This is a genomic window from Shinella sp. WSD5-1, assembly GCF_963942435.1.
Classification (GTDB): domain Bacteria; phylum Pseudomonadota; class Alphaproteobacteria; order Rhizobiales; family Rhizobiaceae; genus Shinella; species Shinella yambaruensis.
Genome location: NZ_OZ012596.1, coordinates 3,908,936 through 3,924,674, shown reverse-complemented (window position 1 = coordinate 3,924,674; position 15,739 = coordinate 3,908,936). Strand labels below are relative to the sequence as shown.

12 protein-coding genes are annotated in these 15,739 nt (G+C 65.2%); 7 read left to right on the top strand and 5 right to left on the bottom strand.

Going from position 1 to position 15,739, the window contains the following annotated elements:
* Positions 1 to 33: 33 nt before the first annotated feature.
* The 6 genes from mmsA (at position 34) to AABQ55_RS19160 (ending at position 8,078) form a co-directional block, all read left to right on the top strand.
* Positions 34 to 1,569, top strand: coding sequence for a multiple monosaccharide ABC transporter ATP-binding protein (mmsA, locus tag AABQ55_RS19185; RefSeq protein WP_244767126.1), 1,536 nt, complete (start codon positions 34 to 36; stop codon positions 1,567 to 1,569).
* The gene (gene mmsB / locus AABQ55_RS19180) at positions 1,569 to 2,777 is read left to right on the top strand and encodes a multiple monosaccharide ABC transporter permease (protein ID WP_272806152.1); all 1,209 of its coding nucleotides are present in this window, start codon (positions 1,569 to 1,571) and stop codon (positions 2,775 to 2,777) included. Before mmsA ends, mmsB begins: the two co-directional genes overlap by 1 nt.
* Before the next feature lie 129 nt (positions 2,778 to 2,906).
* Positions 2,907 to 3,902 carry an AraD1 family protein gene (gene araD1 / locus AABQ55_RS19175; protein WP_272806151.1) on the top strand — a complete coding sequence of 332 codons (996 nt, stop codon included), beginning with the start codon at positions 2,907 to 2,909 and terminating at the stop codon, positions 3,900 to 3,902.
* A gap of 48 nt (positions 3,903 to 3,950) precedes the next feature.
* Positions 3,951 to 5,384: an aldehyde dehydrogenase family protein gene (locus AABQ55_RS19170; RefSeq protein WP_272806150.1), complete on the top strand. Its 1,434-nt coding sequence runs from the start codon at positions 3,951 to 3,953 to the stop codon at positions 5,382 to 5,384.
* Between the two features lie 53 nt (positions 5,385 to 5,437).
* Positions 5,438 to 7,177, top strand: coding sequence for an L-arabinonate dehydratase (gene araD, locus AABQ55_RS19165; protein ID WP_272806149.1), 1,740 nt, complete (start codon positions 5,438 to 5,440; stop codon positions 7,175 to 7,177).
* A 199-nt stretch (positions 7,178 to 7,376) separates the two neighbouring features.
* Complete coding sequence (locus AABQ55_RS19160; protein ID WP_272806148.1) at positions 7,377 to 8,078, top strand: hypothetical protein; 702 nt, start codon at positions 7,377 to 7,379, stop codon at positions 8,076 to 8,078.
* A gap of 101 nt (positions 8,079 to 8,179) precedes the next feature.
* Here the strand turns inward: AABQ55_RS19160 and AABQ55_RS19155 are convergent, their stop codons facing one another.
* From AABQ55_RS19155 to AABQ55_RS19145, 3 genes are read right to left on the bottom strand one after another with little or no spacing between them, the layout of a single operon-like run.
* Positions 8,180 to 9,001, bottom strand: coding sequence for a transglutaminase family protein (locus AABQ55_RS19155; protein ID WP_272806147.1), 822 nt, complete (start codon positions 8,999 to 9,001; stop codon positions 8,180 to 8,182).
* Positions 9,002 to 9,013: 12 nt separating this feature from the next.
* Positions 9,014 to 9,955: an alpha-E domain-containing protein gene (locus AABQ55_RS19150; protein ID WP_272806146.1), complete on the bottom strand. Its 942-nt coding sequence runs from the start codon at positions 9,953 to 9,955 to the stop codon at positions 9,014 to 9,016.
* A 4-nt stretch (positions 9,956 to 9,959) separates the two neighbouring features.
* The gene (locus tag AABQ55_RS19145) at positions 9,960 to 11,354 is read right to left on the bottom strand and encodes a circularly permuted type 2 ATP-grasp protein (protein WP_272807500.1); all 1,395 of its coding nucleotides are present in this window, start codon (positions 11,352 to 11,354) and stop codon (positions 9,960 to 9,962) included.
* 345 nt (positions 11,355 to 11,699) lie between these two features.
* Here AABQ55_RS19145 and AABQ55_RS19140 point away from each other — a divergent pair, with 345 nt between their 5' ends.
* Positions 11,700 to 12,584 carry a DMT family transporter gene (locus tag AABQ55_RS19140; protein ID WP_272806145.1) on the top strand — a complete coding sequence of 295 codons (885 nt, stop codon included), beginning with the start codon at positions 11,700 to 11,702 and terminating at the stop codon, positions 12,582 to 12,584.
* A gap of 248 nt (positions 12,585 to 12,832) precedes the next feature.
* Here the strand turns inward: AABQ55_RS19140 and AABQ55_RS19135 are convergent, their stop codons facing one another.
* Entirely contained in the window at positions 12,833 to 14,263 is a 1,431-nt protein-coding gene (locus AABQ55_RS19135; RefSeq protein WP_272806144.1) for a DEAD/DEAH box helicase, read from the bottom strand.
* Positions 14,264 to 14,619: 356 nt separating this feature from the next.
* On the bottom strand, positions 14,620 to 15,720 hold the full coding sequence (locus AABQ55_RS19130; protein ID WP_272806143.1) for a DNA alkylation repair protein: 1,101 nt from the start codon (positions 15,718 to 15,720) through the stop codon (positions 14,620 to 14,622).
* Positions 15,721 to 15,739 lie beyond the last annotated feature (19 nt).

Here is a 15,739-nt window from a genome sequence, read left to right as displayed (position 1 = left end):
CGATGGGGTTGGCCGGCCGCTGGAAACTGGTACATGAGCAAGACCCTTCTCGAAATGCGCGGCATCACGAAGACGTTTCCGGGCGTGAAGGCCCTCGACAACGTCAACCTGAAGGTCCGCGAAGGCGAGATCCACGCCCTTGTCGGCGAGAACGGCGCCGGCAAATCCACCCTCATGAAGGTGCTGAGCGGCGTCTATCCGGCCGGCTCCTACGAGGGCGACATCCATTTCGACGGCGAGGTCCGCCGCTTCTCCACGATCTCCGACAGCGAGCATCTGGGCATCATCATCATCCACCAGGAGCTGGCGCTGGTGCCGCTGCTGTCGATCGCGGAAAACATCTTCCTCGGCAACGAGGTGGCGACGAACGGCGTGATCGACTGGAAGCTCGCCTTCCGCCGCACGCAGGAACTGCTCGACAAGGTCGGCCTCAGGGAGCCGCCGGGCACGCTGATCACCGATATCGGCGTCGGCAAGCAGCAGCTCGTCGAGATCGCCAAGGCGCTCTCCAAGAAGGTGCGCCTGCTCATCCTCGACGAGCCGACCGCCTCGCTGAACGAGAAGGACTCCGACGCGCTTTTGAAGCTGCTCATGGAGTTCCGCAGCCAGGGCATGACCTCGATCATCATCTCGCACAAGCTGAACGAGATCAAAAAGGTCGCCGACCAGATCACCATCCTGCGCGACGGCGGCACGGTCGAGACGCTGGACTGTCATCACGAGGACATTTCCGAGGACCGCATCATCAAGGGCATGGTCGGCCGCGAGATGGAGGACCGCTATCCCCCGCGCGAGCCGAAGATCGGCGAGACGCTGCTCGAGGTGAAGAACTGGAACGTCTTCCACCAGCACCATCGCGACCGGCAGTTCCTGCACGACGTCAGCTTCGCCGTGCGCGCCGGCGAGGTGGTCGGCATCGCCGGCCTGATGGGGGCGGGGCGCACTGAAACGGCGATGAGCCTCTTCGGCAGGAGCTGGGGGCACAAGATCACCGGCGACGTCTTCATGCGCGGCAAGCCGGTGGATGTGAGCACGATCCCGAAGGCGATCGAGGCCGGCCTTGCCTATGTGACCGAGGACCGCAAGCAGCTCGGCCTCGTGCTGATCGACAACATCATGCACAACACGACGCTCGCCAATCTCGGCGGCGTTTCGAAGGCGACGGTCATCGACAACCGGCAGGAGGCCAAGGTCGCCTCCGGCTATCGCCAGAAGCTGCGCATCCGCTCGCACTCGATCTATCAGGAAGCGGTCAATCTTTCGGGCGGCAACCAGCAGAAGGTCGTGCTGTCGAAATGGCTCTTCACCAATCCCGAGGTTCTGATCCTCGATGAACCCACGCGCGGCATCGATGTCGGCGCCAAGTTCGAAATCTATACCATCATCAACCAGCTTGCCGCCGAGGGCAAGGGCATCCTGATGATCTCGTCGGAGATGCCGGAACTGCTCGGGACCTGCGATCGCATCTATGTCATGAACGAAGGACGCATCGTGGCCGAGCTTTCCAAGGCGGAAGCAAGCCAGGAATCCATCATGCGCGCCATCATGCGCTCCGGGGAGAAACACTGATGTCCACCGATACCGCGACCAAGACGACCCAGCCTTCGGTGGGAGACTACCTGCGCCGGAACATCCGCGAATACGGCCTGCTCGTCGCGCTCGTCGTGATCATGATCTTCTTCCAGGTCATTACCCAGGGCGTGCTCTTCCGCCCGGTCAACATCACCAATCTGGTGCTGCAGAACTCGTTCATCGTCATCATGGCGCTGGGCATGCTGCTGATCATCGTGGCGGGGCATATCGACCTCTCGGTCGGCTCGATCGTCGCCTTCATCGGCGCGATCTCGGCGATCATGCTGGTGAAATGGGGGATGCCGGCGATCATCGTCGTGCCGCTCTGCATCTTCGTCGGGGCGCTGATGGGCGCGGCGCAGGGCTATTGGGTCGCCTACCAGAAGATCCCGTCCTTCATCGTCACGCTCGCCGGCATGCTCGTCTTCCGCGGCATGACCTATGTCGTGCTCGGCGGCCGCCCGGTCGGCCCGTTCCCGAAGGAGTTCCAGATCCTCTCCACAGGCTTCGTGCCGGATTTCCTGTCGCTCACCGACCCGGCGACGAGCCTCATCAAGAACTATTTCGCGCTCCTCGTCGTCATCCTGCTGGTCGGCTATGCCATCTATGCCGGGCTTCGCGAGCGCCGCATGAACGCGCTGCACGAGACGGAGAACGAGCCCTTCGCCTTCTTCGCCGTGCAGATGGCGGTCATCAGCGCGGTGGCGATCTTCCTCGGCTTCCAGCTCTCCACCTATCGCGGCCTGCCGAACGTTCTCGTCGTCATGGGCCTGCTCATCGCGCTCTACACCTTCGTGACGACCCGCACGACAATCGGCCGGCGCATCTATGCCATGGGCGGCAACGAGAAGGCGGCGAAGCTCTCGGGCATCAACACCGAGCGGCTGACCTTCTACACCTTCGTCAATATGGGGGCGCTCGCCGCGCTCGCCGGCATGATCATCGCCGCCCGCCTCAATTCGGCGACGCCGAAGGCCGGCGTCGGCTTCGAGCTCGACGTCATCGCGGCCTGCTTCATCGGCGGTGCCTCAGCCTCGGGCGGCGTCGGCAAGATCACCGGCGCGGTCATCGGCGCCTTCATCATGGGCGTCATGAACAACGGCATGTCGATCATGGGCATCGGCATCGACTACCAGCAGCTCATCAAGGGCCTGGTGCTGCTCGCCGCCGTGTTCTTCGACGTCTACAACAAGAACAAGGGCTGACCGGGGAACACCGGTCCGCCCAAGGATTGCAAACGTGTTTGACCGGCTGCGGATGCGGCCAGTGCGGTGACGTCTGTCCCCGCAGGTGCGGAGCTTTGGCCAGGTCCAGGCTTCAGGAAGGAAACGAAAATGCTGATGTCACAGGTCGCAAATGCCGACGGCTCGATCACGGTGGTCGTGCGCGAGGATGGGGGCGAGGGCCGCGCGGTGAAGGGGGCGGACAGCGTCTACGCGCTCGCCATGGAAGCCGCCAACAGCGGGCAGTCCCTGAAGGCCGTCATCGACGCGAAGGGCCTCGGCGAGGTCGTCGATCTGGAAGCGGCCTATGCCGCGGGCCGGCTGCTTTCGCCGATCACCCATCCGGACGCCGCCCATCTCCACCTGACCGGCACGGGCCTCACCCATCTCGGCTCCGCGGCCACGCGCGATTCCATGCACAAGAAGACGACGGAGGCGGCCGAGGAGACCCTGACCGATTCCATGAAGATGTTCCGCATGGGCCTTGAAAACGGCAAGCCGAAGCCCGGCGAGAAGGGCGTGCAGCCGGAATGGTTCTACAAGGGCAACGGCACGCAGGCGGTGGCGCCGGGCAGCCCGCTTACCTCGCCCTCCTTTGCGCTCGATGGCGGCGAAGAGCCGGAAATGGCCGGTATCTATGTCATCGCCGCCGACGGCGCGCCCTTCCGCATCGGCTTTGCCGTGTCGAACGAATTCTCCGATCATGTGACGGAGCGCATCAACTATCTCTACCTCGCCCATTCGAAGCTCCGCCAGGCGAGCTTCGGACCGGAGATCCGCGTCGGCGCCGCGCCGGACGATATCCGCGGTTTCTCGCGCATTGTCCGCGGCGGTAAGGTTCTGTGGGAAAAGCCCTTCGTCTCCGGCGAGGCGAACATGTCCCACACCTTCGCCAACCTCGAATACCACCATTTCAAATACGGCCTGTTCCGTGCCCCGGGTGATATCCATGTTCATATGTTCGGCACGGCGACGCTCTCCTTCGGCGACGGTATCCGCACCGAGGCGGGGGATGTGTTCGAGATCGGGGCCGACGGTTTCGGCCTGCCGCTGCGCAATCCCTTGGCGATTGCCCGGGAAGAAGAGATCGAAATCCGCCAGTTGTAAGGGATGTGCCGCCTTCGTGCGGGACGGGACAGACAGGAGGCCTTGCCCATGACGCTCCACCAGAACCTGATTGCCGGCGAATGGGTCGGCACGGAGGCGATCCGGAACATCAACCCGTCGAACACGGACGACGTGGTGGGCGAATATGCCCGCGCCTCCGCCGAGGACACCAGGGCGGCGATCGGAGCGGCGAAGGCCGCGTTTCCGGCCTGGTCGCGCTCCGGCATCCTGGAGCGCCATGCGATCCTCAGGAAGACCGCCGACGAGATTTTGGCCCGCAAGGACGAGCTCGGCCGGCTGCTCTCGCGCGAGGAGGGCAAGACGCTGGCCGAGGGGATCGGCGAGACGGTGCGCGCCGGCCAGATCTTCGATTTCTTCGCGGGCGAAACCTTGCGCCTTGCCGGCGAGACGCTGCCCTCGGTGCGGCCGAATATCGGCGTCGAGATCACCCGCGAGCCGGTCGGCGTTGTCGGCATCATCACGCCGTGGAACTTCCCGATCGCCATCCCGGCCTGGAAGATCGCGCCGGCGCTCGCCTATGGCAACACGGTTGTCTTCAAGCCCGCCGAACTTGTGCCCGGCTGTTCCTGGGCCATCGTCGACATCCTCGTGCGTGCCGGCCTGCCGAAGGGCGTCCTCAACCTCGTCATGGGCAAGGGCTCCGTCGTCGGCCAGACCATGCTCGACAGTCCCGACGTCAACGCCATCACCTTCACGGGGTCCACCGGCACCGGAAAACGCGTCGCGCTCGCCTCCGTCGAGCATAACCGCAAGTACCAGCTGGAGATGGGCGGCAAGAATCCGTTCGTCGTGCTCGATGACGCGGACCTTTCCGTTGCCGTGGAAGCCGCCGTCAACTCGGCCTTCTTCTCCACCGGCCAGCGCTGCACCGCCTCCTCGCGCGTCATCGTGACGGAAGGCATCCACGACAGATTCGTGGCCGCCGTCGGCGAGCGGCTGAAGGGTGTCGTCGTCGACGATGCCCTGAAGGCCGGCACGCATATCGGTCCGGTCGTCGACGAGAACCAGCTGAAGCAGGACACGGACTATATCGAGATCGGCAAACAGGAAGGCGCGAAGCTCGCCTTCGGCGGTGAGCTCCTGAAGCGCGACACGCCCGGCTTCTATCTCCAGCCGGCGCTCTTCACCGAGGCGACGAACGACATGCGCATTTCGCGCGAGGAGATCTTCGGCCCGGTCGCCGCGGTCATCCGCGTCAAGGACTATGAGGAAGCGCTCGCCGTCGCCAACGACACGCCTTTCGGCCTGTCCTCCGGCATCGCCACGACCAGCCTCAAGCATGCGACGCATTTCAAGTGCAATGCGGAGGCCGGCATGGTCATGGTCAACCTGCCGACGGCGGGCGTCGATTTCCACGTGCCCTTCGGCGGGCGCAAGGGCTCGTCCCACGGCCCGCGCGAGCAGGGCCGCTATGCCAGCGAATTCTACACAACCGTCAAGACCGCCTACACCCTGGCGTGAGACAAAGGCCGGCCGGTGCCCTGTGCCGGACGGCCCCTTCAAGGACTGGAAAGATGAAGAAGAAAGCCGAATGGCCGCGCAGGCTGAGATCGCAGGAATGGTACGGCGGCACCAGCCGCGACGTGATCTACCATCGCGGCTGGATGAAGAACCAGGGCTACCCGCACGACCTGTTCGACGGGCGCCCCGTCATCGGCATCCTCAACACCTGGTCGGACATGACGCCGTGCAACGGCCACCTGCGCGAGCTCGCCGAGAAGGTGAAGGCCGGCGTCTGGGAGGCGGGCGGCTTCCCGCTCGAAGTGCCGGTGTTCTCGGCCTCTGAAAACACCTTCCGCCCCACGGCGATGATGTACCGCAACCTCGCCGCGCTCGCGGTGGAGGAGGCGATCCGCGGCCAGCCGATGGATGGCTGCGTGCTGATGGTCGGCTGCGACAAGACCACGCCGTCGCTCCTGATGGGCGCGGCCTCGGTGGACCTGCCGTCGATCGTCGTCACCGGCGGTCCCATGCTGAACGGTTATTTCCGCGGCGAGCGCGTCGGCTCGGGCACGCATCTGTGGAAATTCTCCGAGATGGTGAAGGCCGGCGAGATGACGCAGGCCGAGTTCCTCGAGGCCGAGGCGTCGATGAGCCGTTCGTCCGGCACCTGCAACACGATGGGCACGGCCTCCACCATGGCCTCGATGGCCGAGGCGCTGGGCATGGCACTGTCCGGCAATGCCGCCATCCCGGCGGTCGATTCGCGTCGCAGGGTGATGGCGCAGCTTACCGGCCGGCGCATCGTCCAGATGGTCAAGGACGACCTGAAGCCATCGGACGTCCTGACGAAGGACGCCTTCGAGAACGCCATCCGCACCAATGCGGCCATCGGCGGCTCGACCAATGCGGTGATCCATCTGCTCGCCATCGCCGGCCGGGTCGGCGTCGACCTGACGCTGGACGACTGGGACCGCTGCGGCCGCGATGTGCCGACCGTCGTCAACCTGATGCCCTCTGGCAAGTACCTGATGGAGGAGTTCTTCTATGCCGGCGGCCTGCCGGTGGTGCTGAAGCGCCTCGGCGAGGCCGGCCTTCTGCACAAGGACGCGCTGACGGTATCGGGCGAGACGATGTGGGACGAGGTCAAGGACGTCGTCAACTGGAACGAGGACGTGATCCTGCCGGCGGAGAAGGCGCTGACGCAATCGGGCGGCATCGTCGTGCTGCGCGGCAATCTCGCGCCGAAGGGGGCGGTGCTGAAACCCTCGGCCGCCTCGCCGCATCTTCTGACGCACCGGGGCAGGGCGGTCGTGTTCGAGGACATCGACGACTACAAGGCCAAGATCAACGATGACGCTCTCGACATTGACGAGACCTGCGTCATGGTCATGAAGAACTGTGGGCCGAAGGGCTATCCGGGCATGGCCGAGGTAGGCAATATGGGCCTGCCGCCGAAAGTGCTGAAAAAGGGCATCACCGACATGGTGCGCATCTCCGACGCGCGCATGTCGGGCACGGCCTATGGCACCGTCGTCCTGCACACCTCGCCGGAAGCGGCCGTCGGCGGGCCGCTTGCGGTCGTCAGAAACGGCGACATGATCGAGCTCGACGTGCCGAACCGGCGCCTGCATCTCGACATTCCCGAGGAGGAACTGGCGCGCCGGCTCGCCGCATGGACGCCGAACCACGACCTGCCCACCTCCGGTTATGCCTGGCTGCACCAGCAGCACGTCCAGGGTGCCGATACCGGCGCCGACCTCGATTTCCTCAAGGGCTGCCGCGGCAGCGCGGTCGGCAAGGACAGCCATTGAGTTTTTTCGGGCGCGGTCCTCGGATCGCGCCCTCTTTGTTTCATTTCGGCACGCCTGGGCGTGTTTTCCCGCCTGTCGCAAGGTTTCCTTTCCCTTTGCACCGCGTCGGTTGCATCCGTGCGGAACTGCCCGCGGTCATTCGACCTTCGTTTCGCAAGGCCGGTCCACTCCCGGGCCGGTCACGGAAAGGGAGGTTCCCATGTCTGGAACGTCAAATCGCAAATCGCTTCTCCGCCTCTCGGCCGGTGTGCTGGTCGCGGCGGTTCTTGCCCTGCCGGCGCAGGCGGCCGATCGCGGCAAGCGGGATGGCCTCGGGCTCGGCGTCGGTGTCAGCGTCGGCGGCATAAAGGCCGGTGCTGATGCCCGGGTCGGAGGCAGCAGGGGGCTCGTCGACGCGGATGTCCGGGCGCGGGCCGGCGGCCGGGACGGCCTCAAGGCCGACGCCAAGGCGAATGTCGGCGGCAGCCGGGGGCTTGCCGATGCAGATGTGAAAGCGGGCCTTGGCGGGCGGGACGGCGTGAATGCGCGTGCCAAAGCCAATGTCGGCGGCTCGGACAGCCTTGCCGATGCGGATATCCGGGCAACGGTCGGCGGGCGTGACGGTCTTGCGGCCGGGGTCGGTGCGACGGTGGGCGGGCGCGGCCTCGTCGATGCGGATGTCGATGTCAGCCTCGGCGACGACGACGTGTTCACCCGGCCGGATCGCCGCGACCCGCGCACGCCCGGTGACGACGACCGGTGGCGCACCGATCCGGATGACCGCACCGTCGTGCGCGAATTCTCGCGGCTTTCCGGCGGCGAGCGTATACAGCTCATCAAGCGCTGCCGCGGCGTCACCAGCGATGGTTACGATGCGGCGCTGGTGAAACTCTGCCGCCTGCTCGAAACGGCAGCGCGTTAAAGCATCGGCACAGGCCCTTAAAGCGATTTCGATTTAAGGGCCTGTGAATCGATTCAGGAGTTTACGGTACGTTTTGCGCATCCTGATTCAAGTCCGGCCGGTCAGCTCTGGCTCTGCGACTGGCTCTGTCCGGCGGGCGCCACCGTGATGGCGACGCTCATCGTTTCGGCCGAGTGCCCGAGCACCATGCCGGAAACGGGAGCGGCGTCCTTGTAGTCGAGGCCGGTCGACAGGCGCACATAGCGTGCATCCGGGCAGATCTTGTTGGCCGCGTCGAAGCCGACCCAGCCGAGCCCCTGAAGGTGCACCTCCGCCCAGGCATGGCTTGCTGTCTGCTCGGGCGTTTCCATCAGCAGGTAGCCCGAGACATAGCGGGCCGGCAGGCCGAGATGGCGCGCGGCGGAAAGGAAGACATGGGCGTGGTCCTGGCAGACGCCCTGCTTCTTTTCCAGGGCCTGCTCGGCCGTGGTGTCGGAGGCGGTTTCTCCCGGCTTGTAGGCGACGGTCTCGTGGATGGCGGCCATCAGCGCGTGCATGTGCGCGAGCTCATTCTCGCCGCTGGCAGATTTGGCAAGGTCGCGGACCAGCTTGCCGGGCCTGGTCAGCGGCGTTTCGCGCAGATAGAGCCAGAGCGGCACGAAGCCCTGGTGCGGGCCGAAGACGCCGGCGCGGTCTTCCGTCTCCACCTCGCCTTCCGCGACGATGCGGATCGCCACCTGCTCGGCATTGGTGCTGACGAGATCGACATGATTGCCGAAGTGATCGGTATAGCCGGCCTCCAGCCGCGCGCCGTGCACGGTGGTCGCCCACGTGCGCACGATCTGGCCCGGCTGCGTCTTCGGCGTCAGGCGAAGCCGCTGCAGGGAATACTGCACCGGATCTTCATAGTGATATTCGGTCGTGTGGCTGATCTTCAGTCGCATCGCTCGCCAGCCCTATCGATAGAAGCGGTAGCCTTCGGAGATTTCCTCTCCGAGGCGGTTGTTGTGCACGATGAACTCTTCGATGAACTCATGGAGCCCCTGTTCCATGATGTCGTCGATGGTGCGGCTTCTCAGCAGCATCAGCGTGGCGGAGGCCGTTTCGTGCGCCGCGTGGTTGTCGCCGTAGAGCTTTGCGAGATAGCCGAGATTGCTGACGATCTTGTCGTAGCTGTAGGCGAGCGAGCGCGGCATGCGGTCGTTGAGGATCAGGAAGTCGGAAATGTTGGTCGAGGAATAGTCGCCGTCATAGACCCAGCTGTAGGAGCGGTGTGCGGAGACCGAGCGCAGGATCGATTCCCATTGCATGTTGTCGAGCGAGGAGCCGACCTTCGCGATCGCCGGCAGGAGCACATAATATTTGACGTCGAGGATACGCGCGGTGTTGTCCGCCCGCTCGATGAAGGTGCCGATGCGCGAGAAGTTGTAGATGTCGTCGCGCAGCATGGTGCCGTGGAAGGCGCCGCGGATGAGGCCGGTGCGCCGCTTGATCGTGTCGATCACCTCGGGCATTTCCGCCGCGCGGATGCGCTTGGCGAGCATGTCCTTGAACTCGATCCAGCACTCGTTCGTCGCTTCCCAGGTTTCCCGCGTCAGCGCGGTGCGGACCATACGCGCATTGTTGCGGGCCGATTCGACGCAGGACATCACGCTCGACGGGTTGGAGCGGTCGCGCAGCAGGTAGTCGATCGCGTCGGTGCTGGTGAGCTTGCCGTGTGCCGCGTCGAAGTCCTCGCGCACGCCGGCGCTTTGCAGCACGCCGTCCCAGTCCTCGTCGGAGGAGCCGGTGCGCGTAAGCGCCATGCGCAGGCCCGCATCGATGAGGCGGGCGATGTTCTCGCCCCGCTCGATATAGCGGAACATCCAGTAGAGGCCGTTTGCAGTTCGTCCCAGCATCGGCTCAGTCCTCCAGTACCCAGGTGTCCTTCGTGCCGCCGCCCTGGCTGGAGTTGACCACCAGCGAGCCTTCCTTCAGCGCCACGCGGGTGAGCCCGCCGGGAATGATCTGCACCTTGTCGGAAACGAGCACGTAGGGCCGGAGGTCGACGTGCCGCGGCGCGATGCCCTTGTTGACGAGGATCGGGACTGTGGAGAGCGACAGCGTCGGCTGGGCGATATAGTTCGCCGGCCGGGCCTTCAGCTTTTCGGCGAAGGCCGCGCACTCCTTCTTCGAGGCGGTGGGGCCGACGAGCATGCCGTAGCCGCCCGAGCCATGCACCTCCTTCACCACCAGTTCGCTCAGGTGCTCGAGCACGTATTTCAGGCTGTCCTCTTCCGAGCAGCGCCAGGTCGGCACGTTCTCGAGCATCGCCTTGCGGCCCGTATAGAACTCGACGATCTCGGGCATGTAGGAATAGATCGCCTTGTCGTCGGAAATGCCGGTGCCGGGGGCGTTGGCGATGGTGATGTTGCCGGCCTTGTAGACATCCATGATGCCGGGAATGCCGAGGGCGGAATCCGGCCGGAAGGTGAGGGGATCGAGGAAATCGTCGTCGACGCGGCGATAGAGCACGTCGATCGCCTCGTAGCCGCGGGTGGTGCGCATCTTCACCTTGCCGTCGACGACGCGCAGGTCCGAGCCCTCGACCAGTTCCACGCCCATCATGTCGGCGAGGAAGGCGTGTTCGTAATAGGCCGAGTTGAAGATGCCGGGGGTCAGCACCGCGACACGCGGCTTGCCCGAACAGCCGGGCGGGGCGAGCGAGGCGAGGCTCTGGCGCAGGAGCTTCGGGTAGTCCTCGACCGGCCGCACCTTGTTGATGTGGAACAGCTCCGGGAACATCTGCATCATGGTTTCCCGGTTCTCCAGCATGTAGCTGACACCGGACGGGGTGCGGGCATTGTCCTCAAGCACGTAGAACTGGTCTTCGCCGGTGCGCACGATATCGGTGCCGACGATGTGGGTATAGACGCCGCCCGGCGGCTTGAAGCCGATCATCTGCGGCAGGAAGGCTTCGTTGCGCTCGATCAGTTCGCGCGGCACGCGGCCGGCCTTGATGATCTCCTGCTTGTGGTAGATGTCGTCGAGGAAGGCGTTGAGGGCGATGACCCGCTGTTCGATGCCCTGGGCGAGCCTGCGCCATTCTCGGCCGGAAATGATGCGGGGGATGATGTCGAAGGGGATGAGTTTCTCGGAACTGTCCTCGTGTCCGTAGACCGCGAAGGTGATGCCGGTCTTTCGAAAGAGGTTCTCGGCGTCCCTTGATTTGGCGATCAGGCGAGCCCGATCCTGTCCTTCGTACCAGTCATGGTAGTTTTCGTATGGCTGCCGCGGACTTTGGTCCGCATTCATCATTTCATCAAATGCCAAAGGCGTGTTCCCCATTTCTCGCCATTTGAGTACAACATCCCGGGCAATGCAAGAACCATGCTCAATTAGCAGGAAAGAATTCTCACACCGCTTTGAAGGCGGCTAAACCGGCCGGCAAGACGGTTTTTCTGCAAGGGAAACATGCCGCTGCCCGCGCCGTGCCGAACCGCGGGACGCCGCCGGGGCCGGTTCTGCCGAAAACATGGGCAGATGCCGAAAAGCCGTTCCGCCCGATCTTTCGTTGAACCTAATCATCAAGGAAATTCCTTTGACCATCGCGGAGGCCGCGCCTATCGCTCGCGCACCGATTGTCCTTTCGCCGGAAGTCCCATGTCCCTCGATCGCCTGGCTCCGGCCATCTTCGTCCTGCTCTGGTCGACCGGCTGGGTCGTCGCGAAGTTCGGTGCCATCGTCTCCGAGCCGCTGACGTTTCTGAGCATCCGCTATGCCGCAGCCGCCATTCTGTTCGCCGGCCTGTGCCTTGCGTCCGGCGTCGCCTGGCCGCGCGACCGGCGCACGATCGCGCATGCCGTCGTCTCCGGCGCCTTCCTGCACGGTCTCTATCTCGGGGCGGTCTGGTGGGCGATCGGCGAGGGCGTGCCGGCCGCGCTTTCCTCCATCATCGCGGCGCTCCAGCCGCTGATGACGGCGCTGGCCGCCCCCTTCTTCATCGGCGAGCGGCTGAGCCCGACGCAGAAGGCCGGCCTCTGTCTCGGCTTTCTCGGCGTGCTGCTGGCGGTGCTGCCGAAATTCTTCGGCCAGGGGGCCGCGGCAATCCCGGCCTTTGCCATCGTCGTCAACATGCTCGGCATGGCCGCCGTCACCTACGGCACGATCTACCAGAAGCAGCACCTCCAGGCCGGCGACATCCGGGCCATCGCGACGCTGCAATATGTCGGGGCGCTCATCGTTACCGTGCCTTTCGCGCTTTGCCTGGAAAGCCTGCATGTCGATGTCGGCTTGGCCTTCGTGGCGCTGCTCGCCTGGTCGGTGCTCGGCATCTCCATGGGGGCGGTCCTGCTGCTCCTCTACCTTCTCCGCCGCGGGCAGGTCTCCCGCGCAGCCTCTCTCATCTACCTCGTGCCGCCGATCGCCGCCGTCCAGGCCGCCGCCGTCTTCGGCGAGGAATTGACGGTGCCGATGATCCTCGGCACGGCGATCGTCGTTGTCGGGGTCTATCTCACCAACCGCAAGGATGTCGCTCCGGCGGAGTAGGTGGCGGTCGGTGGGTGTCGCGTGGATCCTCGGCTCGCAGGCCGAGGATGACGGAGGGGGGGTGAGGCTGCCCGCTCGTCAAACCGTGCGGCATGCGGCTTCGTTGCCTTGAGCCTGCAAACCTCCCTTCTTTCGTCATCCTCGGCCTCCGAGCCGAGGATCCACGCGACACCCGCGACGCCGGTGGTTGGCCCAAACGAAAACGGCGGGCCGAAGCCCGCCGTTTGCTCATCTTCTGATCAACCTGCTTACGCCTGCTCGCGGCGCTGGCCTTCCGGCCGGCGCGGCTTGCCGTGGTGGTTCGGGCGGCCCTGGCCGTTGCCGCCACCGTGGTTGCGGTTCTGGCGCTCGCCCTGCTTCTGCTGCGGGCGGCCGCCATGGGCGCGCTTGCCGGCAGCCGGGGCGCCGCCCTCGGAGGCGGCCTGCGTGCCATCGCCGAAGGGCTTGCGCTGCGGGCGCTGGGCGGCGCGGCCGTTGCCGGAACGCTGGCCGCCGCCATTGTTGCGGCCCTTGCGCGACTTGCCGCCGGGGCCGGCCGTCACGATGGCCGGGGCCTCGCCGCTGGCGACCGTGATCTTGATGCCCATCAGCTTCTCGATGTCGCGCAGGAGATGCGCTTCGTCCGGCGCGCAGAAGGCGATGGCGATGCCGTCGCGGCCGTTGCGCGCCGTGCGGCCGATGCGGTGGACATAGGCGTCCGGCACTTCCGGCAGGTCGTAGTTGTAGACGTGGGTGACGCCCGGGATGTCGATGCCGCGGGCGGCGACGTCGGTGGCGACCAGCACGCGGATCTCGCCGTCACGGAAGGCCTTGAGGGCGCGCTCGCGCTGGCCCTGGCTCTTGTTGCCGTGGATGGAGGCGGCCTTGAAGCCGATATGGTCGAGATGCTTCATCAGCTTTTCCGCACCATGCTTGGTGCGCGAGAAGACGAGCGACAGGCCATCTGGATTGTCAGTGAGCGTCTTCTTGAGGATCTGCGTCTTCTGGTCCTTGCCGGGCACGAAGTGCACATACTGCTCCACCTTGTCGGCGGCCTTGCCGGGCGGGGTGACCTCGACCTTCTTCGGGTTGACGAGGTATTCGCCGGCAAGCTCGGCGATCAGCTTGGGCATGGTGGCCGAGAAGAGCAGCGTCTGGCGGTTCTTCGGCACGAGCTTGGAGATCTTGCGCAGGTCGTGGATGAAGCCGAGGTCGAGCATCTGGTCGGCCTCGTCGAGCACAAGGTAGCGGGCCTGCGTCAGCGTCACGGCCTTGCGGGCGACAAGGTCGAGCAGGCGGCCGGGGGTGGCGACGAGAATGTCGGTGCCGCGCGAGAGCATTTCCGACTGCTTGTTGATGGAGGCGCCGCCGACGACGGTGACGACGCGCAGCGGCGTCTTCTTCACGAAGTCGCGCAGGTTGTCGGCGATCTGGTTCACCAGTTCGCGGGTCGGGGCGAGGATGAGGGCGCGGATATTGCGCGGGTCGGGGCGACGGGCCTCGGCGAGAAGCTTTTCGATCATCGGCAGGCCGAAGGCGGCCGTCTTGCCGGTGCCGGTCTGGGCAAGGCCGATCAGGTCGCTGCCTTCGAGGACGAGCGGGATGGCCTTTTCCTGGATCGGCGTTGCCTTTTCAAAGCCGAGGGCGGAGAGCGTGGCGACGATGGTCTTCGAGAGGCCGAGGTCGTGGAACGTGGTCAAGTCTGATACCTTTCGGGGCGCCAGGCGACTGTCCCGACCGCAGTTCCGGACGCAAGACCGCGTCACGCTTTTGCTCGAACTGCATCAGGCCGGAACCGCACCATGCGCTTCCGGTTTCGTCTGGCGTCAAGAACCCCGCGTGAATTGGGAACTTGTGGGTTGGTTGGCAGTCGTCTGCGCAATCATCCGCAAATGGGAGGCGGATCGTTCTCTTGCGCTTGTCCTTCTTCGTATCCCGTTGCGGGGAAATCTCAGGCTCGCTCACGCGGCGGCCGAAGGGCGACGCTGCGGCTCATGTCGTTGTTTTGTGGTGAAAAGTCAAGCCTTAGTTTTCGCAGATGCGAAAAGAGTTGCCCCTACGCCATGTGCAGGTCGAAGTCGGCCGCGGCGCAGACCGTGCCGTTGATCAGGATCTCGATGCGGTGTTTTCCGGGATAGTAGCGCCGCGTGGTGATCGCCCGGATCGCATGATCCTTCCCGATCGTCTGGCTGGCGCCGGCCGGCAGGTCGAGCTGCTTCCACTTGAAGACCTTGGGCGCCAGCGTGCCGTTCGCCTTCACATGGTGGATCGCATAGTCGATCATCAGCCGCTGTGGCGCCGCATCCGCGTTCGTCACCACGATGGAAAAGCCGAGCTTGTCGCCGAAGACGATAGCGGGGGCAGCAAGGGTGAGGGCCGCGCCGATGCCCCTGGCCGCCGCAAAGCCGAAATTGGCGAGCGCCTTCGCATCACCCTTCTTCAGGAGCGTGCGCGAGGCATGGCGCAGCAACTGCCGGCGCTCGGCGGAGGCGCCCTCGATGTGCCGCTCGACGAAATCGGCGACGAGGGCCGGATGGTCCTTGGCGATATCGTTGAGGTTGTTGGCGACGGAGCGGCGGACATAGTCTTCCGGATCGTCGAGGAGGGAGACAAGGATGGGCAGGACCGGTGCCGGGTTCCTGACCAGCGCCGGTAGGCGCATCGCCCAGGGCAGGCGCGGGCGGGTGCCTTCGCTGGCAAGCCGGCGGACGTGATGATCGGGATCGGTCGTCCAGCCCGAGATTTCCGCAAGCGCCCGGTCCTGCTCGGCGTGGATGAAGCAGCGGATGCCGAATTCCGCCGTGAAATGCGGCGTCAATGCCTTGAGGAGGGCGAGCGACAGGTCGAAATGCTGCAGGCCCTGTTGCGCGACGAACTGGTTGACCGGCAGCAGGGCCCAGCCGGAAAGCCCCGGGCCCTCCTCCTGCGGCAGTGCCCTTCGAAGGATCTTCGCAGCGGCCGCATAGTCGGCGGGCAGCGTCTGCACCAGCGCGTCCTTGATCCGTTCGGCGCGCTGCATCAGCTCCAGCGCCGCCATGCCGTCCGTGGCAAGCCGCGTGAAGCGGTCCGCGTCGAAATCCGGCGCGGCCCGGGAGACGTGCTCCGCCATCTCCTTCACCAGTCCGGGATGCAGCAGGTTCTTCAGCGGTTCGGCCACGGGGTTCTCCTGTCCTCTG